General features: G+C 64.8%; 18 protein-coding genes. All 18 read right to left on the bottom strand.

Translation table 11 applies throughout. The features are described from left to right. Positions 1 to 11: 11 nt before the first annotated feature. On the bottom strand, positions 12 to 425 hold the full coding sequence (locus QYE47_RS13420) for a curli assembly protein CsgF (protein WP_014590788.1): 414 nt from the start codon (positions 423 to 425) through the stop codon (positions 12 to 14). Beyond that, positions 422 to 823 (bottom strand): curli production assembly/transport protein CsgE, encoded by a 402-nt coding sequence (gene csgE / locus QYE47_RS13415; protein ID WP_010954337.1) that lies wholly within the window; start codon positions 821 to 823, stop codon positions 422 to 424. The genes QYE47_RS13420 and csgE overlap by 4 nt, the downstream gene beginning before the upstream one ends. Further along, entirely contained in the window at positions 820 to 1,347 is a 528-nt protein-coding gene (locus QYE47_RS13410) for a type II secretion system protein (RefSeq protein WP_014590787.1), read from the bottom strand. The genes csgE and QYE47_RS13410 overlap by 4 nt, the downstream gene beginning before the upstream one ends. Next, entirely contained in the window at positions 1,322 to 1,696 is a 375-nt protein-coding gene (locus tag QYE47_RS13405; RefSeq protein WP_003247965.1) for a type II secretion system protein, read from the bottom strand. Before QYE47_RS13405 ends, QYE47_RS13410 begins: the two co-directional genes overlap by 26 nt. A gap of 5 nt (positions 1,697 to 1,701) precedes the next feature. Continuing rightward, positions 1,702 to 2,181: a type II secretion system protein gene (locus QYE47_RS13400; RefSeq protein WP_014590786.1), complete on the bottom strand. Its 480-nt coding sequence runs from the start codon at positions 2,179 to 2,181 to the stop codon at positions 1,702 to 1,704. Further along, positions 2,178 to 4,043, bottom strand: a complete 1,866-nt coding sequence (locus tag QYE47_RS13395) for a secretin N-terminal domain-containing protein (RefSeq protein WP_014590785.1) — start codon at positions 4,041 to 4,043, stop codon at positions 2,178 to 2,180. The genes QYE47_RS13400 and QYE47_RS13395 overlap by 4 nt, the downstream gene beginning before the upstream one ends. Beyond that, positions 4,040 to 4,546, bottom strand: a complete 507-nt coding sequence (locus QYE47_RS13390; RefSeq protein ID WP_014590784.1) for a hypothetical protein — start codon at positions 4,544 to 4,546, stop codon at positions 4,040 to 4,042. The genes QYE47_RS13395 and QYE47_RS13390 overlap by 4 nt, the downstream gene beginning before the upstream one ends. Further along, positions 4,546 to 5,109, bottom strand: coding sequence for a type 4a pilus biogenesis protein PilO (pilO, locus tag QYE47_RS13385; protein WP_014590783.1), 564 nt, complete (start codon positions 5,107 to 5,109; stop codon positions 4,546 to 4,548). Before pilO ends, QYE47_RS13390 begins: the two co-directional genes overlap by 1 nt. Beyond that, complete coding sequence (locus QYE47_RS13380; protein WP_014590782.1) at positions 5,096 to 5,638, bottom strand: pilus protein; 543 nt, start codon at positions 5,636 to 5,638, stop codon at positions 5,096 to 5,098. The genes pilO and QYE47_RS13380 overlap by 14 nt, the downstream gene beginning before the upstream one ends. A 1-nt stretch (position 5,639) precedes the next feature. After that, positions 5,640 to 6,419, bottom strand: a complete 780-nt coding sequence (locus QYE47_RS13375) for a hypothetical protein (RefSeq protein WP_070383955.1) — start codon at positions 6,417 to 6,419, stop codon at positions 5,640 to 5,642. Next, positions 6,403 to 8,076, bottom strand: coding sequence for a GspE/PulE family protein (locus QYE47_RS13370; protein ID WP_070383956.1), 1,674 nt, complete (start codon positions 8,074 to 8,076; stop codon positions 6,403 to 6,405). Before QYE47_RS13370 ends, QYE47_RS13375 begins: the two co-directional genes overlap by 17 nt. 183 nt (positions 8,077 to 8,259) lie before the next feature. Then, a complete protein-coding gene (locus tag QYE47_RS13365) occupies positions 8,260 to 8,793 on the bottom strand; it encodes a response regulator (protein ID WP_019437656.1) in 534 nt (177 codons plus the stop codon). 248 nt (positions 8,794 to 9,041) lie between these two features. Beyond that, positions 9,042 to 9,683 carry a SurA N-terminal domain-containing protein gene (locus tag QYE47_RS13360; RefSeq protein WP_014590778.1) on the bottom strand — a complete coding sequence of 214 codons (642 nt, stop codon included), beginning with the start codon at positions 9,681 to 9,683 and terminating at the stop codon, positions 9,042 to 9,044. A 12-nt stretch (positions 9,684 to 9,695) separates the two neighbouring features. Further along, positions 9,696 to 11,186 carry an ABC transporter substrate-binding protein gene (locus tag QYE47_RS13355; RefSeq protein ID WP_237141823.1) on the bottom strand — a complete coding sequence of 497 codons (1,491 nt, stop codon included), beginning with the start codon at positions 11,184 to 11,186 and terminating at the stop codon, positions 9,696 to 9,698. A gap of 194 nt (positions 11,187 to 11,380) precedes the next feature. Next, positions 11,381 to 12,046, bottom strand: coding sequence for an SCO family protein (locus QYE47_RS13350; RefSeq protein WP_014590776.1), 666 nt, complete (start codon positions 12,044 to 12,046; stop codon positions 11,381 to 11,383). Then, positions 12,043 to 12,699 carry an SCO family protein gene (locus QYE47_RS13345; RefSeq protein WP_014590775.1) on the bottom strand — a complete coding sequence of 219 codons (657 nt, stop codon included), beginning with the start codon at positions 12,697 to 12,699 and terminating at the stop codon, positions 12,043 to 12,045. Before QYE47_RS13345 ends, QYE47_RS13350 begins: the two co-directional genes overlap by 4 nt. After that, positions 12,696 to 14,672, bottom strand: a complete 1,977-nt coding sequence (locus QYE47_RS13340; protein WP_070383958.1) for a cytochrome D1 domain-containing protein — start codon at positions 14,670 to 14,672, stop codon at positions 12,696 to 12,698. The genes QYE47_RS13345 and QYE47_RS13340 overlap by 4 nt, the downstream gene beginning before the upstream one ends. Before the next feature lie 18 nt (positions 14,673 to 14,690). Beyond that, positions 14,691 to 20,555 (bottom strand): manganese-oxidizing multicopper oxidase MnxG, encoded by a 5,865-nt coding sequence (gene mnxG, locus QYE47_RS13335; protein WP_070383959.1) that lies wholly within the window; start codon positions 20,553 to 20,555, stop codon positions 14,691 to 14,693. Positions 20,556 to 20,616: the final 61 nt, after the last annotated feature.

Raw genomic sequence — 20,616 nt, 5'->3', positions numbered from 1 at the left:
GCCCTTCCCTCTCAGGGGTTCAGGCCGCTGACCTCAATGATCGAAATTTCTCCTGTGGCACGATCGGTGACCTTGATGCTCAAGGCCCCGGAATCGTCGATGACGTCGATGAGAAACGCATCGGTCGCCATGCTGCCGGTGTTGCCGTTGCTGATGTTGTCCAGCAACTGCGACAACATCCGCGACTCCAGCTGGTTGCTGAAGCGCTCAAGGGCTGTGGTGCCGGTAAAGGCCGAGGCACGGTCCTTGAGGTCCGGGTCGTCGTAGTCGTTCTGCGCCTGGGCGTTGTTCAACAGCCAGGTGCCGTTCAACGGGTTGCCGCCAAAGGCCGGGTTGACCGGGGTGTACACCAGCTCGGTGGCCTGGGCAGCACAGGCGCTGGCCAGCAGGCAGGCGGCAATGCAACGTGGAATGTGGTGGTTCATAGCTCGTCCCTCTCCAAGTCGGTGGTGTCCTGTAGCAGGCGTTGCAGCTTGCGTTGAATGATCTGCTGCTTGACCAGGTCGGCGGCGGCGACGGCCTCGTCTTTGAGCTCGGTGGTGTTCGGTGGCAGGAAGCGGCGGTACACCACTTCACGCTCGAACTCCACCGTCACCAGGCTGCCCCAGCGGGCATCGGGGCGTTCGCGTACCACCAGGTTGAAGTCCAGACGGCTGGTGGCACGCAGGCGGTCGGCGAAGTAGTAGTAAAAGTCGTGGCCGATGTGCGAGATCGTGTTGTCGACGATAAAGCCCTGCATCTCGTCTTCAGCACCGGCCCTGGCACAGGTAGTCACCCCTGCCATCAGCAGCAGGCCCAGGCACAGCGCAGCCAGGCGCTTCATGGCGTGTCTCCCGGGCCTGCATTCGTCTGCACACCGCGTGCACTTTCGGTAAAGGCCTGTTCGGCGACGAACTGCCAGTCGCTGTAGTGCTCCATCCCCTCGAACCCGCTCCATTCGGCGCTGAAGCCACTGCGCTTGAAAGGGGTGGCGTCCGAGCGGCTGTACACCCCGGTGATACGGCCGTCGATCGAGCGCAGCAGGCCCCATTCGTCGCTGTTGCTGATCGGGTCAGGGTAAAGCCTGCGAATGTGCCGTTTGGCCTGCGGGTAGCGGTTGTCCTGCAGCAGGTCGGCCAGATCCTGGGGGTACTGGGCCAGCCCTGGCGAGGCGCGATAGTAGCTGCGCAAGGCCTGGGCATACTGGCTGCCGACCCACAGCAACTGGCGTTCGCGGTCGCGCTGGGCGGCGCTCGCCCAGATCGTGCCGGTGGCCGCCAGGGCCACGCTGCTGACCGCAATCAGCAGCAGCACACCCAGGTAGGTGAAGCCGCCGTTGGCCTTACCATTCAGCGAAGAGGCTGCCATCACGCGCCCTCCCTGTGGCACCGCTCTTGATATCGGCCACGCCGCCCGCCACACCCTCGGGCGGTGGCACCAGTTGCCAGGCATCGCTGCGCTCGGTGATCGGGTCGACCGGTGTGTTGCGCAGGTAACGTTGCTCCACCAGTTGTTCCAGCGAATCGGGGTAGTGGCCGGTATCACCGTAGTAATGGTCCAGCGCCTCGCGCAGCACTGCCAGGCTTTGCCGCAGGGTGGCCTCGCGCGAGCTTTCCAGGCTGTTGAAGTAGCGCGGCATGGCGATGGTCATCAGCGTGGCGATGATCGCCATCACCACCAGCAGTTCGATCAGGGTGAAGCCTTTGCTGCGTTTCATGGCTGTCACCATTGCCCGTAAGGGATATTGTTCAGGCCTTTGCCGCGGGCCCTGGAATAAACGTCGAACACGTCTTCGCCCTCGCGCGGGTTGTCGGGGCTGCTGTCGTAGGCGCGCAGGCCCCAGCCGCCTTCGTCTTCATCCTTTGCCGCCACCAGCGGGTCGTGCGGGATGCGCCGCAGGAAGTAGAACTTGGCGCCCTTGGCACTGCGCACATCGCGCACGCCCTCTACCAGCACCTGCAGGTTCGGCGGGTAGCCACTGCTGTCCACGCGTTTCTCGATGTAGCCGGCGTCGAAGGCCCGCTTGTAGGCATCGATGGCGTCGCGAATCTGGTACAGCGCCTCGCGCAGTTGCTGCTCCTTGCCGCGGCGTACCACCGTTTCGGTCAGCGGCGCGGCCATGCTGGCGAGCAACCCGAGCAGTGCCAGGGTCAGCACCACCTCGATCAGGCTGAAGCCGTGCATGCGACGCCGGGCGTTCATGGCCGTGGGCTCCCGTTGACCGGGGCGACCGCCATCTGGCTGTCCACGACCGGTTCATCGGTGGTCGGCGCATTACCAGGTACGTCCATCGGCGGGAGTGGCGCCATCTGGCGCACCTGCATGGCCGACTCGGTGCCCGTGGAAAACTCCATGTCCGACGGGCTCTGGTACGGCAGGTTACGCACGATGCGCGGGGTGATCGCCAGCACCAGCTCACTCTTGCTCATGTCGTCCTTGTTGCTGCCGAACAGCCGGCCCAGGCCCGGGATGTCGCCAAGGCCGGGAATCTTGTTGCCACTGGCGTTGTGGTCGTTGCGCACCAGGCCGGCCAGCACCTGGGTTTCGCCGTCGTGCAGGCGCAGGCTGGTCTGCGCGTTGCGGGTGTCGACCTGGACCGGGATGGTGCCCTGGCGGGTGGCCTCCAGCGGGGTGGCGTTGCTGACCTCGAGCGCCACCTTGATCGCCACTTCGTTGTTCAGGTGCACGGTGGGCTGCACTTCAAGCTTCAAGCCGACGTCCAGGTAGGTGACGCTCTCGGTAATGACCGGCCCTTGAGTCGACGGCACCGAGGTGGCGCTGATGATCGGTACCCGCTGGCCGATGTGGATGCGCGCCTGCTCGCGGTTGCTGACGCGGATCACCGGGCTGGCCAGGGTGTTGATGTCTTTGTCCTGGGCGTTGATCTTGGCCTGCGGCGCCGGCGCAATGCTGATGCGGCTGGAATTGATGCCTTTGAGCTGGTCGAGCACGCTGACCGGGTTGCCATCGTCGCTCAGCACGCCGAAGGTGTTGGGCCATTGCAGGCCAAGGTCGAGGATGCGCGAGGTGGCCACTTCCATCACCTCCACTTCCAGCACCACCTCGGGGTTGGACTGGTCCTGCGATTGCAGCAGCTTCTCGGCCATGCGCACGGCATCCGGAGTATCGCGCATGGTCAGGGTGTTGAGGCGCTCGTCAACGAACACGTCGCGGGTCTTGAGCATGGTCTTGACCATGTTCAACGCGGTGTTGGCGTCGATGCTGGTCAGGTAGAACGTGCGCATGACCAGTTCCTGGTAGTCCTTGGTCTTCTGCGGCGAGTCGGGGTAGACCATCAAGGTGTTGTCGTTGACGATCTTCTGGCGCAGCTGGTTTTGTTCCAGCAGCAGCGCTATCGCGTCCTCGATGCGCACCTCGCGCACGAAGATGGTGGCCTTCAAGTCCGGGCGCAGGTCCTTGTCGAAGATGAAGTTGATGCCGGCCACCTGCGACAGCACTTCGAAGATGGTCTTCAGGTTGGCATCGCGAAACTCCAGGGTGACCGGCCGCTCGAGCTTGCTGCGCAATTGCGGGTACGGCTGCGCGGTGCGTGCCTGCACGTTTTCGATGTCGCTGCGCAGGGTCATGCCCTTCTGGTTCTGCGGGTCCAGACGCAAGACTTCGCGCATGTAGCGTTCGGCCCCGAACAGGTCGCCCTGGCGCAGCGCCGCCTGGCCAAGCGCTACGCGTTCGTCCAGGGTGCGGATCAGCTCCAGCTGGCGAATGCCTTCCTGGGCGCGGCGGTTGTTCGGCTCCAGGGTGAGCACCCGGCCATAGCCCATTCGGGCATTGGCGAAGTCATGGCGGACGCGGTCGCTGTCGGCCTGGCTAATCAAGGCCTCGACCGCCGCCTGGCGGCTGTGGGCCAGGGCGATATTCAGCTCTGTATCACGCGGGTCGTCGCGCAGGGCCTCTTCCAGGCGGGCGATGCCGGCCTCGTACTGGCCCTCTTTCATCAACTGGTCGCTGTCCTGGCGAACCGCACTGGAGCCGCAACCGGCAATGGCCACGCACAGCGCCACGAGCAGAAACGGAGCAGGCTTGCACAGCTTTGACGACTTCATGGTGCGCTCCCGACAGACAAGGTCTGCGACTGGTGCAAAGGCAGGTAGACCAGGTTCAGCTCGCTGGCCGATACCCGATCGAGGCGATAGGTGTCTTCGATCACGTCGCCTTGGCGCACGACGTAGAGTTTTTCGCCGCTCTGCAGGAAGACCTGCAGGTCGTCGCGGTCACCCATGCGGCCGATGAACTGGAAAGGCAGTTCCGGGGCCGTCGGGGCCGCGGCGACGACAGGTGCGGTCATCACGGGTTGTTCGGTGACCGTGGCCAGGGTTTTGGGTTGGGTCCATTGCTGGGTTGGGAACAGGTCGCGGGAGGCCTGTTCCGGCCCTTTCGCGGGCAAGCCCGCGCCTACAATGGGCGCAGCGCTTTCTGTTGTAGGAGCGGGTTTACCCGCGAAGGCCGCGACGCCATCGTCCTGGCCAAACCAATGGTCCGGTGCCCAGGCCAGCGCCGCGCTCACACCGAGGAAGCCGGCCCAGATGACTGCACGTTGTGTGTTCATCATGACCTCGACAGGTAAAGGGTCATGCGCAGGCGGGCATTGAGCTCGCTGTCGCCGATGCGCTTGCGTTGCAGCTCAAGGTCTTCCAGCACCAGCGTCGGCAGTTGCTTGAGCAGCCCCTTGATAAAGCCGCGAATCTGCGGGTAGCTGCCGCGCACTGGCAGCACGATCTGGTAGCGGGCCAGCTGGGTCTTGGGGTCGATACCCAACGCGTATTCACCGCGGGCCAAGCTGATGCGCTCGGCGCTGGCCAGACGGTACAGACGCTCGATCAACTCGCTGGCCTGGGGCTGACCGGGCAGTTGCTGGCGCAGGCTGTCGAGGGCCTGCTGCTCGGGCTGGACCGCAATCTTCAGCTCACCCCGCTTGACACGCCCTACCTGTTCGCTGGCCTGCGCTTCGGTGGCACGCAGTTCGCGTACGCTTTGCCATTGCGGCAGCACGCCGGCACACCCCACGCCAATGGCGAGCAGGCCTACGGCTACGGCAGCCAGGCCTACCGGGCCGACAACGCGCAGGCGCTCCTGGAGGATCAGGCTGCTGAACGATTCAAGGGCGCGCATGGCCGGTCTCCCAGGTGGCGGTGAGGGTGAAGCGCACCGGGTGCTCGGGCCGCGCAGCGAGTACCTCGTGGTTGAGCAGCGACACGTCGCTGAGCTCATCACTGGCTTCCAGGCGCTGGTGGTACTGCAGCATCGCTTCGAGGTTGCGCGCCTCGGCGGCAATGCGCACCTGGCCCTTGCGCGCATCCGGCGTCAGGCCGAGCAGCGCGACGTCGTCCTGCGGCATGGCTTCAAGCATGGCGAACAGTTGCTGCCAAGGGCGTTGCAGTTGCTGCGACACACTGCGCATTTGTGCCAGGCGCTCAGCCTGCTCCCGGCTGGCAGCGCTGTTCTTGGGTTGTGCGATGGCCGGGCGGCGGCCCAGTTGCAGTTCCAGGCTATGGACGCTGGCTTCCAGCGCCACTTGCTCGGTCTGCAAGCGTTGCTGCAGCAGCACCAGGCCGGCGACCATGGCGCAGGCAAGGACGAGCAGCGACCAAACCAGCGGGCCGCTGCGCCGTGGCTGGAATTCCAGGTCGAGGCGGCGCATGTCAGGCCACCGCCCGCCACATGGCGCACAGCGGGTCGGCTTCGCTGGCTGGCTGGCACAATTGCACCGCCGCCAGTTGCGGCACGTCGCAGCGGCCCGGGGCATGCAGGTACACCCGCGGCAGGTGCTCGCCGTACAGCTCACAGGTACGCTCGATCAGCGCTTGCAGGGCCTGGTCGCTGTCAGCGCAGCCTTGCGCCAGCACTTGTTGCCAGGCACCGCCGGCGGCCAGCAGCAATACACTGCGGCGCGGCTCGGCCAGCACGAACAGGAAGTCACCCTGCTCCAGCTGTGACCAGCAACGGTTGTAGGCAGCCATCAGGTATGGCTGCACCGAGCGCAGGCTCAGGCGGCTTTCCCGGCCCAGTGCCTGCAGCCGCTGCAGCAAGGCTTCGGGCAGCGCCGTGGCAATGCGCGCGGCACCGGCAGGCTCCGGTGACAGCACGATGCGCCAGTCGTCCAACGGCTGCCCGTAGAGGTTTTCGAAGCAAGCGCGGGCATAGGCGTCCAGCTCGCGAGGGTGGCCGATGGCGTCACTCCAGGGCACCAGGCAGAAGCGGCTGTAGCGGGCCGACAGCAGCACCCGCAACTGGGCGCCACGTACCGCATGCTCGGCCAACAGCGCAGCAAGTGCATCGACGGCAGCTTCCCAGGCCGGTTGGGCGACGTCGCTGCTGAACGCGCGGCTGCCCAGCCATTGGTGGTGGTTCTTGTGCCAGCGACCCAGGCCGACACCCTCGGCGCCCAATACGGCGCAGTAACGGTCAGATGAATGTGACACGGTTGATCTCCTCAAGGGTGGTGCGGCCATCGCGGACCAGGTCCAGGGCCGAGGCCCGCAGCAGGCGCAGGCCGCGCTGGCAGGCAAGCGTCTTGATCTGCGCCAGCGGGCGGCGCTCCACGATCATTTGCCGCAGGTCATCATCCAGGTGCAGCAGTTCGGCAATGGCACTGCGGCCGCGGTAACCACTGCCACGGCAGTGGCCGCAGCCCTTGACGCGGACGAACGTCCAGCCGGCCACCCCCTCGCGGGTCAGGCCTGAGCCATACAGGGTGTCGTCATCGTGTTCGCAGGGCGTGGCGCAGTGCGGGCAGGCCAGGCGAATCAGGCGCTGGGCCAGTACCGCATTGAGCGCGGAAACGAAGCTGTAGGGGTCGACCTGCATCTGGCTGAAGCGGCCAATCACGTCGAACACGTTGTTGGCGTGGATGGTGGTGAACACCAGGTGACCGGTGAGTGCCGATTGCACGGCAATCTGGGCCGTGTCGGGGTCACGGATTTCGCCGACCAGAATCTTGTCCGGGTCGTGCCGCAGGATCGAGCGCAGGCCGCGGGCGAAGGTCAGGCCCTTCTTCTCGTTGACCGGGATCTGCAGCACGCCGGGCAATTGATACTCGACCGGGTCCTCGATGGTGATGATCTTGTCCACGCCATGGTTGATCTCGCTGATCATGGCGTACAGGGTGGTGGTCTTGCCGCTGCCTGTAGGGCCGGTAACCAGAATCATGCCGTAGGGTTCTGCCGCCAACCGGCGCAGGGCGCGCAAGGTCTCGTCGGCAAAGCCCAAAGCTTGCAGCTGCACGCCGCTGACCCGGTCGGACAAGTCCTGCTTGTCGAGCACCCGCAGCACGGCATCTTCACCGAAGATGCTAGGCATGATCGACACCCGAAAGTCGATTTGCCGGTCGCCCACGGCCACCTTGAAGCGGCCGTCCTGGGGCACGCGTTTTTCGCCGATGTCCAGCTCGGCCATGACCTTGATGCGCGAGATCACCTGGTCGGCGAAGGCGCTGCCACTGGCCTTGCCGGCACCGTTGAGCACGCCGTCGATGCGGTACTTGATGGTCAGGCCCTGGCCGGTCATGCCCAGGTGGATGTCGCTGGCGTGCAGCTTGAGGGCGTCGTACAGGGTGGAGTTAACCAGCTTGACCACGCGGCTCTGATCTTCGCTGATACTGGCCAGCGACAGGCGTTGCAGCGGGTCGCCCTCGCTGCTGGCTTCGGCGTCGTGGTCAAGGGCATCGACTGCGTGGAAGCTTTCTTCATGACGGGCCAGGAAGGTGGCCAGGTCGGCGGCGTGGGCCAGGTAAAGCGGCGCGCCTTGCAGTACGTCGTCGATCCAGGCCAGGCGAGCGGGGTCGAAGGGGTCGGCGAACACGCCCAGCAACTGGCCGCCTTGCTCGATCAGCACACATTCGCGCTTGAGGCACTGGGCCAAGGCCACCTTGTCGAAGCGTGGGGTGCTGGCCAGCAGGCTGTGGTTGTCGAGTACCGGGTAATGCAGGGTCAGGCCAAGGCGCCGGGTGAAGGTGTCGGGGGTGTCGCAGGTCAGGCGTTCCAGGCAGTCGAGCAGGCGCTCGTCAGTGGCTTGCAGGCGGGCCTGGGCCAGCAGTTCGCGGGGGTAGGCGGAAATTTTTGCTGGGTTCTTCGCGGGCATGCCCGCTCCCACAGGTACATCACAGGTCTGTGGGCTGCATACATCCTGTGGGAGCGGGCATGCCCGCGAAGACGTCAGTGCAGGCTTTGCAGATTCCGAGGTTGCATCGAATGCTTCTGGCATGGCCTGCGACTCCGCTCAGGGGCGCGTCGCAGGCTGGCTCGGCCAGGGGTGCGGGCGCCGCTATTCCCCTGTGAGCAGTTGATCGTCGTCGGGCCCTGGTGGCTTGGCGCCGTTACGGCGGCGGTCGGCCAGCACCCAGCTTCCATCGTACAACTGCAGGGGGAACGATTCGTTCCTGTTCTGGCGTCGTTCGACAAACCCTTCGGCCGGGTTGTCCGTGGCCCTGCGCCGGCGCTCGATGCCCAGCAGGTCGAAGATCGCACGCGCCAGCTCCATCAGTGGGAACGGCTTGAACAGGACGTGACTCACTCCGAGTTCGGCGGCCCGCTCACGCACCTCGACGGTGGGGTGGGCGGTGATCAGCACGAAGTGGCATTGCCTGTTCTTGCGTACAGCCTCCAGAACCTGAAAACCTTCCATGTCGGGCAGGCGGTAATCCAGCACAACTACTTGCGGTGCCAGGCTTTCAGCCTGTTCGATACCACTGGCACCGTCGTGGGCAACATGAACTTCCAGGCCTTGCGCCTGCAGGTACGCTTGCAGGTTCTGCGCAAGAGTCTGTTCGTCATCGACTACCAATACTCTGTTCACCAAGGTCGACTCCCAAGAACTGCCCGGTTTCCCGGTCTGCGAAGTACGCCCTTGTAGAGACTTGAGCAGGCTTCGTGCCAGGCGTGAATAATCATGTTGCACCACTGTAAACCACTGATTTTACTAAGGGCCTGCCAGCAACCGACAGACGCTGAACAAGCACACCCAACCCGTTCCCCAAAAGCGGGGAAAATGATGGCACATTGCCAAACCTTAATTCCCCAGCATTGGGGGAAGCGCCCTCAACGGCCTCAGTCGGCGATTTCCACTTTAGCGGACTCGCGCAAACGTTGGCGCACGGATTGGCGCGCCTGCGCCTCCCGCTGCCCGATGAGCGCTGCCCTGGCCAAGGCCAGGCCGTGTTCGCGTATGACCGATGGATTATCACTTTGGTTCTGCGCTCCTTGCAGTCTCTCCTGGTTGGCATCATAAAATGCCTCCACTTCGCCCTGGCTCGGCGCGTCGACTGCGCTGAGCAGGGCGTACACTTGCTGGGCCGCCATCTCATGCCGGGTGTATTCAGTGTACTGCGCCCTGTCGAAGCCCGCCTCTGCCAGTCGCCTTTCGAATAACGCCGGGCTGCCAAATGCCGCTTCTATCTCGCCAACCTGCGCCGACACTTGTTCATCGCTGACGGCAATGCCTTGGCGTTGCGCTTCCTGCCACAACAGCTCCTTGTCGATCAGCTCGTCCAACGCTTGGTCGCGCAGGCGTTTGTACAGGCCTGGGTTGCGGATGCTGGTCACCGCCCGCCCCTGGGCGTCCAGGTACTCGCTGAAGTAGCGCTCCAGGCGCATCAACCCGATCTCGACACCATTGACCCGCGCCGCCGGTACATCGGCCCAGCTCGCCCTGGTCAGCACCAGCAACAGGCACAACCACACGATCCGCATGACAACCTCCGCTCAAGGGCTGGCCGGCACTGGCCGGTAGGGGCTGACCGAAGTAAAGCGCGGTCCGGGCAGGGCCACCGCCACCACATGGGCACCTGCCATGCCCTGGCGGCGACCAGGGCCAAAGCCCAGTGCCGGGGTCAGGCCGGTGGGCACATCGTGCAGGCCTTCGAGCGCAGCGATCAGTTGCTCGCGGCTGGCATCCCGACCAATCTGCTTCAGCGCTTCGCTCAGCAGGCGCAACGCGCACAGCGTATTGACCTGCAATGACGCCTGACGCGGATCCAGGCCCTGGCGCTGCTGCAGCCCGGCGAGCGTAGCCAGGCCTTGCTCGGTCCAGTCCTCAGGCACGTAGGGGTAGGCCAGAAACAGCCGCTGCGACCACTGCGCCGGCAAGCGCGCCACAGCGCTGGCAACCTGACTGGAAGCAGCGAACAGGTAGGGCTCGCGGCCGGCCACCTGCAACGCCGCCGCCAACTCGGCAAAGGCCTGGGCGCGGCCAAGGAAGACGATACCCTGCCCGTCCACCGCCTGGCCGTCGAACGCCTGGATAGCGGGTGGCGCCCAGCCCTGCTGTCGTAAACGCTCGCGCACCTGCTCGGCCAGCGCGGCCTGTTCGTTACCGGCATACACCACACGTAACCCATCCGGGGCCAAGCCCAGCGCCACACGGGCATGCGCTGCCAGGCTCAGCAATTGCTCGGGCAAGCCGGGTAGCGGGTCGAAGACCTGTGCGCTGCCGCCGCTGCGCGGGGTGCTGCCGACCATCGGCACGTTCTGTGGCGCCAGCAAGGTCGTCAGGCGCTGGTCGAGCATGGGCGCCAATGGCGTGATCAGGGCGAACACCCGCTTTTGCTCAAGCAATTGTTGCAAGGCGCGTTCGGCACTGACCGGGTCGGAACCTGGGTCTAGTACGACCAGTTCCAGGCGCCGCCCGTGAATGCCGCCTTGCTGATTGAGTTGACCCACGCCGTCTTCCAGCACGGCACGCACCACCTGCCCGGCTTCGGCCAGCGGACCGCTCGCAGGCAGCAGCGTACCAAGGCGCAGCACGCCCTCCTCCACACCAGGGTCGCGTTCATCGGCCAAGCGTTTGAGATAGGCGGTGAGGTTGCGCTGGTCGGCCAAGGTCAACTCAAAGCGTGGCATGGCCGGGTCGAGGCGATTGCCAGCCGGGTCAATGCCCTGCTGGATGGCCCGCGCCAGGCTGCTGTCGGTGTAGGCCGGATAGCGACGGCCGTTGGCCTCGCGCGGGCCCTGGCCGAGTGCCAGGCGTTGCCAGTCGAGGCCTGGCGGGCGAACACCACCTTCGGCACGGCCACGGCCGTCGTTGCCATGGCAACTGGCACAGGGCAGCACGCTGGCGGGGACTGTGATATCGCTGGCGCCTACTCGAGCTTGCAATTGAGCGTCGCTACTGGAAACGCCCTCGCGGTAAAGGCGTTTGCCGGCTTGTTCGTGGTCGGTCAGGTCCAGGGCCAGGGCTGAGGTCGAAGATGCCATGCCAAGCACGCATGTGAGCCATATCGCAAGCCCTGTGAGAGCGGCCTTGCGTCGCGAATGGAGCGCGCAGCGCTCCCCTCTTTCTGCGCTCAAGCTGCCACTGCCGGGGCTGCTGCGCAGCCCTTTCGCGACGCAAGGCCGCTCCCACAACAGGTGATGCCACAGAGGCCAATTCCCCAGGCGGCCCATGATACTCACCGACCGGCCAGCGGCTGGGTCAACAGCTGCATGCGCTGGGCAATCGCCGCTGGCGGTGCATCCGGGCGAATCTTGCTCCAGCGTTTACCTGCAACATCACCGGCAATCAGCTGCGTCGAATGCTGCTCGGGACTCGGCAGGAACTGCCCTATACGGCCAAGCACCAGGTCGACATTGGCCTTGTCACCGGTCAGGAACAGCCAGTTCGGCCCATCCACCCCCTGCTTGGCGGCGAACGCCTTCAGCGCCTCGGGCGTATCGTTCAGCGGGTCACTGCTGATCGACACGAAGGTCACCTGGCCGGCCAGCGCTGGCCCCATGGCCTCGCGCACCTCGCGCAGCTTGCGGGTGATCAGCGGGCAGGCATCGGTGCAGTGGGTGAAGATCACGTTGAGCATCACCACCTTGTCCTTGAGCACGTCACTGTAAAAGCGCAGCTCGCGGCCATTCTGGTCCTTCAGCACGGTGTCGGTGAACCAGGCCTTGGCGTCGCGGGTACCGCCACCACTGGCCATCGCCTGCGGTGCCGGCTGCGGCTCGGGGGCTTGCGGCGCATGGCCTTCGTGGGCGAACGCCACCGACGAGAGGATCCACAGGCAGCCAGCCAACACCAGCCAGTCGAATGCACGCATGCCAGCGCGGTGGGAGGTTGCAGTGCTCATGGTTGCACCTCGTGATGGTCGGCTATGGCAGTGCTCTTGGCATGCACCCGGCGCGCACTGAGGCGGTTGATTTCTTCGATCAATACGCCCGGGTCGGTGAAGCCGTAGTAACGCGTCCAGTGCCCGCTACGCCCGTCACCCACCAGTATCAGCGGCGGGTGCTGGCTGAGGTCGGCGTTGAAGCTGCCCAGCCCCTTCAGGGTTTCGGTGATGGCGTACGGGGTACCGGTCAGCCAGCTCCAGCCCGGCCCTTTCTGGAATGCCTTGGCATAGTTTTGCAGGCGCTTGGCGTCGTCACGCTGAGGGTCGACGCTGATCGACACCAGGCGAACCTCCTCGCCTACCCGGCCGCCCAGCTGCTGCTGGACCTTGCCCATGATCGACGACACCACCGGGCATACCGTGGTGCAGCTGGTGTAAATGAAGCCCATGACCACCAGATGGTCACCCACCAGGTCCTTCTCCAGGCGTACCGGCATGCCTTCCTGGTTCAGCAGCGACACATCGGCAAAACGCACACTGGCCTTTTCCTGATGCGCCGCCGGGGGCTGCCCGGCATGGCCGTCATGCTCGTGACCGGCGTGGGCCATGGCCAGGTGACTGGCGAATGCCAGGCTAAGGGCCAACAGTGTGCAAGCAGGCTTGGCGTTCATCGCACATTCCTCACGTCAGTCTGGGAGGCGTTGATTGCAGCAGCCGGCAGAACGCGCAGGCTGGTGTAGTTTTCTTCGGCAAACTTGCGCCCCAACGAGGGCGACTGCACATGCAGGTACCAGGCACCGGCTTCAGGCAAGTTCAGCGCCGCCTGGTAGACACCTTCGCCCACCTCTTGCAGCTGCAGGTTGCGCGGCATTGACGATGGCGCCAGGAAGTAGCGCAGGCTCAAGTCGTTCAGGCCCAGGCGCGGCTGCCCGTCGTCACCGACAATCCGTACCCGCGCGGTGAAGTCGCTGTGCTGCGGCAGCGGCTGGTCGAGGCCGATGAACTCGGCACGCGCGCCTTTGCGTTTGCTGGCATCGCTCCCTGCGGCCACCTCGGTGCTGAAGCAATGAATGATTTGCGGCTGGTTGAGCAGGAAGGCAACGTCGAACTTGCCGGCGGCGGGCAGCTTCACCGTCGAGCCATACACCCCGGGGGCCATTTCGCGCAGGCTGCGGTCAACGACGATGGCGGCGCGGGCCTGGTGGCCGCGGTTGTTGTAGCCGGACATCGGCGCATTCATGCCTTCGGCATAGAAGTAGGTGTTGTTGTCCACCGGGTTGACCACGAACACCGAATTGTCATCACGCGATACCGACAGCCCCTGGGCCAATGGCAGGTCACCGGCCTGGCGCGGCGCTGCCGGGCCCGCCTCGAAGCCTTGCACGATGGGCGAACGCCCCTCGCCCAGGCTGGCCAGATTGATCATGCTCACTTTCGGCGAGGCCAGGCCACGCACATAGGCATAGCCTTTGGTGAACGTCAGCTGGTACGGTTCGGCCGCCACCGGGATGTGGTGGATCAGCTTGTCGGTACTGGCGTCGATGACCAGGGCCTGGTTCTCCAGGGTATTGAGCACGATGCCGTAGCGGCCATCATGGCTGAAGCGCATCGGCCCCAGGCCCTGTTCGGCCTGGACCGTGTGGCGCAGCTGATGGCTGCGGGCATCGAACACCCGTACGCTGCCCTCCTCGCCATCGACCACGTACACGGCCTGGGACAACGCCGAATAGCTGACCGACAGCGGGTGCGGGCCCACCTTGATGGTCTTGGCCAGGCGCATTTCCGGGATGTCGATGACGCTCAGGGTGCCGCTGTCGCGATTGCTGACGTAGGCATAGCGCGAGTCGGCGCTGAAGGCGATTTCGTGGTGCCCGGTACCGGTGTTGAAGTGCTTCATGGTGCTGCGCCCCGGCACGTCGATCACTGTTACCCCGCCTTTGCCCGGGTCGCTGCTGTTGTTGCCAACCCACAGCCGATGCTGGTCCGGCTGCAAGGCCACGCGCAGCGGCTGGTCGCCGGCGTCCAGGTCGGCCACGCGGGTAAAGGTTTCGGTATCGATCACCGAGACCTTGCCCCGCTCGGGTATCGACACGAAAACCTGCTTGTCGTCGCTGGTGGCCGCCCAGTCCATGGGCCGCCCTGGTAGCTCGATGCGGGCCATGGTGCTGGTCACGCCCCCCACCGACACCGTCGGGTCGATCACTGTCAGGCTGGCGTCATTGTTCAGCATCAGCAAGAAGTAGCTGTTCAGGTCGAGCAGCGGCCGGGCCCCGATGCTGCTCTTGAGAAACAGCGCCACCCGCGCCTTGCAGCTCTGCTCGCGGTCCCCTGCCGGGGCCGACTGTGCCGGGTCGATCCACGCCCCCGGGGCCATGCCCGACAGCGGTTGGCCACTGGTCTGGTCGCTGAGCTTGAAGCGGATGTTGGCGAAGCCGCCCTCCTTCAGCTCGCCGCCGGCCAATGGCCGGGCCTCGAACTCCACGGTCACGCCGTCCCGGCTGAGCCGGTGCAAGGCCTGCGAGCCGCCCCGTTCCTGCAACAACTCGCGCGGGTCGCACCATAGCTTTTCGTACGCCACGCCCAGGCCGATCAGCGCTACCCCCAGCACTACCCCCAAGTAAGCAGGGCGAGTCTTTTTGTTCATGCTCGCGTTCCCCTTCCGTCACTGCGCCGGGGCCGTTGCCGGCGGCGCTTCATTGGTCACCCGCAAGATCCCCCACAGCCCCGAAACGTTGCCGAAGGCGGCGTAGTCGCGGAACAGGTAGTCACCCGCCACCGCGTTGGCCCCGCCGGCACTCGGCAGCATGAAGCTGAAGTGCGCCGCTGGCAGTACGCTTTCCTGCGCGCCGATGTACATGGCCATCGGGTTGTAGCCAAAGCGCACCGAACCGATACCGGACAGTTTCATCGGGTAACCGTCCGCATCGTTCTTCTCGGCCTGGTAGTTGTGCAGGGGCCACAGGTGGCCATCGAGCTGGTAAGTGATACCCCGGCTGCCGCCACTGGGCATCAGCACATGGCTGCGTACCGGCTGGCCAGGCTTGGCGTACAACACCGGGGTTTGCGGGTCGCCACCGACCAAGGCATTGCTGTAGGCCATGTGCGCGTTGGGTACATCGGCGAAGCCAAAGCCATCGGCATGGCCGAAGGGTGCATCCGGCGCCAGGCCGAAGCGCAACCACAGCGGTTCGGTCTTGTAGTTCATGGCCATGTTGCCGTTGTCCTTCGGATCCCCCGGCACGCCGTTCCCTTCGGTGGCGATGCCTTCGACCGGACGGCCGTCAGCCCAGCGCATGTTCATCGAGCGTTGCCACACGGTCACCAGGTCGCGGTAGTCGGGCTGCCCGCTGACCTTCACCGTGGCCTGTGCCCGGCTGGCGGCGTCCTCGGTCCAGGTGGCGGTCTGCGGCAGAATGCTCATGCCACCAACCAGGCCTTTTTGCGGCTGCTTGATGAAATCCGACGGGGTCAGGTTGAGGCCGCCGAACTCGATAGGCGTGGTGTTTATGTTGTCCACCGTGCGGCCCAGCTGCAGGGTCGGCTTGCCTTCACGCTCCAAGTGGCCGGCGTAGTACTGGTACACCCGGCTTGGATAAGCACCGCTGTTGCCAGCTCGCGGTGGCACGGTCTGTACCGGGTTTGCGCCCACATTGGCACCGTCGGACTTGGTGATGTCGTAGGCCAGTAACTGCGCATGCAGGCCGACATGGCTGGACGGCCGCATCAGGTTGTTGTTGAAGGCGGTGGAGCCCTCGCTGTCGAAGCGGTCGCGCTTGACCACGTTCTGCATCACTGCGGTGCTGGGCAGGTCCGGCATGACCAGCGGCAGGCGGTTTTCCAGGGTAATGCTGATGCAGTCGCCAGCATTGGCGCGCAGCACCAGCGGTTCTACCGGTACACCCGCCTTGAGCTTGCCGCTGACCGGGTCAAGGTCGGCCTTGCGCACGTACAGTACGGCAGTAGGATCATGCAGCGGAGCGCTATGGCCGCCCACGGTGAAGGTGGTACCGTCCTCCTCGTCGACCACCGTCACCTGCGGGATGCTGGTGTTGCGGCTGTTGAACACCAAAGTGCCGCCATTGGCCTTGAGCGGGGCGCCGACATGCTGGCCGACACCGGCCGGGTCATTGATGCTCACGCCATTACGGTTTTCGAGGATGTCGTTGGCCAGCGCAGCAACGATCTCATAGCTGCGCTTGACCGTGGGACGCGTACCGATTCCGTTTGCGTTGGCCGTGGTTTTCGGGCAGATGCCGTCGAAGTTCACGGTGTTGCGCATGGCCACTGGCTGCGGGTTGTTTGGCAGCGGGAACAGGTCCTGGCGTTGCGCGGTGTAGTTGCGCATCACCCCCCAGATGCCGTTCCAGTAGCCTTCCAGCGCCGCGTCCATGGAATACAGGTAATCGCCGTTGGTAGCCGCGGAACTGGAAATCATCGACACCGGCGACATGAAGCCCATCTGCTCGGAAATGCCGATCATCTGCGAGGCCTTCCAGCCCGAGTTCGAACTGCCGCCAAAGCCCGAGCCGTTCTGCAGCCATTTCACGCCGTGCAGGGTGACGTTGTGCTCCTCTTCATAGCCACCGGCGTGCAGGCGCAGGCGAACGTTATCACCCGAATAGGTGCGCAGCATCGGCGTGAACGGGTCGCCAGGCTCGCTGCCGGCCTTGTTGATGTGCGGCGGGAACAGCGTGGTGCCACCGGTGGGGCCGACTGCCGAGGTGATCGCCGAGGGCGCCATGTTCATGGCTGGGATGGCACGGTCGGTACGGCTCTGCAAGGCGAAGCTGAGGTCGCCACCCAGGCCGTCTGCCTGCATGCCGCGCTTGCCGTCGGGGCCGACCTTGTTCGGGTCGAACACGCGCAGCGCCAAGGGCTCGTTCCGGTAGTTGACGACAAACATGCCAGGGTCATCCACCGAGATCGCCTGCGGGCATGGCCGGCTTGGGCAGCCCGGGCTCAGGCCGCCGCGCGACTCCACCACCGATTCGAGCAGGTTGGAAGCCTTCTGCCGCACGGGCGGGTTGATGGCGTAGCGGAAGCTGTCGGCAGTAGGCGGATACGCCTGGCCATTTGGCACGCCGTCGGGACCGGCCCCCACATACACGCCGGCTTCATAGGCATGCTGGAAGTCGCTGTACTCCAGGAAGAACTCGCGGTAACTGTCGTTCTTGCCATCGCCATCATGGTCGCCGGTCTGCACCACCGCCTGCCAGGAAGTTGGCCCACCATCCTGCCGCGTGGCCGGGTTGTAGAGCTTCTCGCCGGTTTCGGCGTGGAACCAGGTGGAGCCGGCAGGTTCGGCCAATACGGTGGCGTAAAGCCCAAGTTGCTGGTGGGTCGATGGGCCGAGGTGGTCGTGGGTGAAGATGGTGCCCAGCCCACGGTCCACGTTGTGGACGTTCACCAGGGGGTCGGCAAACCAACGCTGCATGGCGGTACGTGCGCCTAGCCAGTCAGCCCGGCCAAAGCGGCCGAAGTACGGGTGCTGCCTGGCTTTCGGGCAGGCAGCAGTGCCGTCACGGCTGTCACCCTCGGTGCAGTCGTTGTAGGCACGGATGGCATGCACCCGTTCCACCACGCTACCGGGCGAGAGGATACCGTCTTCGTAGTTCCAGCCATTGGCCGAGCCGTCGGCGGCGGTCAGGTCCCACTTGGGCAGGTGGATGTGCTGGCCGATCACGTCGGTGGGGGTGCGTACCTGGTAGTCGTCCATTTCATAGACCGACGGGATCAGGTTGGTGTGGGTGTACATCGCGCAGTCGAAGGTGTTCATGCGCATCACCAGAGGCTCTGGCGGGCGCTGCTTGGTGATGATCGGCCAGGCGTCTTCCCACAACGCAAGGATACGCGCCTGCGGGAAGTGGTAGCCGACCTTGTTGTACACCGCATCGAACTGGATGTTGGCGCCCTTGTAGATGCGCGGCCGGTCGGCGGTGAACGTCGAGGTGCCACGGAAGTTCATGCCGGTCAGGCTTTCACCGCTGACAAACTCGCCCATGCCGGACGTCTGGGTCAGGCGCTTGCCCCTATCGTCCATGCAGGGCTCGTAGAATGGCGCGCCTGCCGTAGGCAGCGCACCGTTGGTGCGGAATGCCTTGGCTACCGGCTGACTGCCGGGGATCAAGGCGAAGCTTGGGTGTTCGGGCTTGGCGTGGAACTCCATCGCTGCCTGTTCGACATCGGTACCTTCTTCAGGCATGTAGATCGGCTTGGCCTTGTGCACCACCTTGGAGAAGTCGAGCTTGGTGGTGGTGGTCTGCGCTTCGCCGCCGGCAGACACCCCGTCCAGCGCATGCCGGCCCAGGCCACCGTCCCAGCCATCGACCTGGTTCGGGTCAAGGTTGGCCCACAGGGCCTTGCCGCTGTCCTTGAGCTGTTGCGCCAGGGCCGGGTCAAGCATGTCCAGCGGCGGGGTTGGCGGGCGGTTACCGACACTGCTTTCCATGCCACCGATCCAGAACGGATAGCCGGGGTTTTTCAAGCTGCCATCGGCATTGCGGTTGGCATCGCTGCGGTCGACCAGCGCCAGTGAGCCGACAGCCTTGCGCACGGGGGCGTCATTGGCATGCTCGTCATCGCCCTCGTCTTCGCCGTCCTCGTCATCGTCGTGAGCAGCGACCAGTGCTTCGGATAACTTGGGCACCACCACCACCTTGCCCGGCATCGGCGCCATGGCCTTGCCTGGCAGCGGCACGATGGCCGGAATTGGCGTACCGGCGACAATTTCGCCATCCGGCAGGGCCCGTGCGCCAGCTGCCGGCTTGCCACTGCGCAGGGCGAACGGCGTAGCGTGGAAACCGTTGTCACCCTGCCCGCTCACTTCCAGCCGGGTACCTTCCTCGAAGGTATCGTGTACCCGCCACATTGCCCACATTCCTTGCGCGAAGTGTGGGTAGAAGTGGCAATGGTAGATGGCGTCGCCCGCTACCCGGTTGCGGTTACCCGAACCGCCGTTGGCAATTTCATAGGTATAACCAATGCCCGGCCCGATACCCTGGGCGTCGATATAGTCGGAGTTATCGTCATTGGGGTTGAACAGCCACTGGTGACCATGCAGGTGGAAAATGTGCTGTTCATGGCCATTGTGAGTGTTGCGGAACTTGGTGAAATCGCCGATGTAGCTGTGGTGCACGTTGGCAGGTTCGGCAGGGTACAGCGCCATGCTGGCTTTCACCCCGATGGCGCTGGCCGGTGGAACTTCGCCTGGGCGGATATGCTCCAGGCCGACGTTGGCCGGCACATCCACCAGCGTGCCGATATCGCCCACGGTATGCGCGCTGAGGAAGAACTCTTCGTAGGCGCACGACAGGCAGTCGTGCATCGGGCCCACGCCCAGGCGGTTGGCCACCACCTCGGCGCCCATGCCGCCAGAGCCGTAGTTGATCATGAACGAATCGCGCGTCGGCTCCAGTACATGGCCCATCACCGGGTCCGCCCAGTAGGCGGGGAAAGCCTGGGTGGCGGCCACTTCGTCAGCGAACTGCGAGGCGAAATCGCGGAAGGCTTCCAGGCGATTGGGCAGCGCAGGGTTGCGCTTGTTGATATTTTCCAGCGGGTAGGTAGAACGCGGGAAGCTGCCGTCCGGGTTAGGCCCCATGACAATGGCATCGGTTTCGCTGTTGACGATCTCGTTGCCATCGGTCATGGCGATGATCGGCTTGCCGGCCTTGCCCTCGCTCAGCCAGGGCTCGGCCTGCGGATACCGCGCCTGGTAGTCGATCACCGGCTGGCCGGTGGCGGTACGCCCGGTGGTAGCGAGGCGCATTTCTTCTTCGGTGAGGGTATTGCGGTAAGTGCGCCCCCCTTTGGGCACCACCACCACCTGGCCGAACAAGCCATTGGCGACGTTGCCGGCGCCACCTTCGCCACCAAAGGTGGCGCCTTGGCTGGTTGCCGCGAAAGCGCCCTCACGTTCGGCGTAAAGGGTGTAGCTGCGGGTATTGCCCGGCGACACCAGGAAATTGCCGTTGCGCCCGGTGTTGGCGGCGATGTCACCAATGCTGTTGACGGCCTGCATGCCGTTAACCTGGAAGCCCACGTGGCGGTCGCTGACCTGCTCGTCGGCCACGAAGTGCTCACCGCCCTCGTTCTCCACTTCGATTTCCGGCCCTTCCTCTTCTTCTCCTTCGACCTCGGTTTCCTCGTGGTCGATGCCATGCTTGTTGGGGTTGGCCTGGTAGGCCAGCAGGTTGGTCAGGTTGACCGTCAGGCAGTCACCGGCCGCCACGCGCAGCACGATAGGCCGCGGGCGCTTGTCCGGGCGCAGGGTAACTTTGCCCGGCACTGCGGCCCCGCCCATGCTCAGCGGGACGAGCTTGTCGTCCACCACATCCTCGCGCAGGGCAAACATCATGCCGTTGGCGTTTTGCGCGCCAAGGCGGTTGAACATCAGTGGCTGATCCAGTGCCACCACGTTGGCGACCAGGGTGCGCTGGCACTGCACAGCCGCCTCGCTGGTTGCTTCCCAGCCAAGCAAGGCCAGTACAAGTGATGACAGGATGGGGCCTTTCAGCGGCGTCGACATGCTGCACCTCCGGGACACAGGATCTCTGCGGGGAGCTGGAGCAAGGTGTGTGCCAGAAGAA

The organism is Pseudomonas sp. 2,4-D (genome assembly GCF_030418155.1).
In the GTDB taxonomy this organism is placed as follows: Bacteria; Pseudomonadota; Gammaproteobacteria; order Pseudomonadales; family Pseudomonadaceae; genus Aquipseudomonas; species Aquipseudomonas alloputida.
This window is presented reverse-complemented; position numbering and strand designations above follow the sequence as displayed.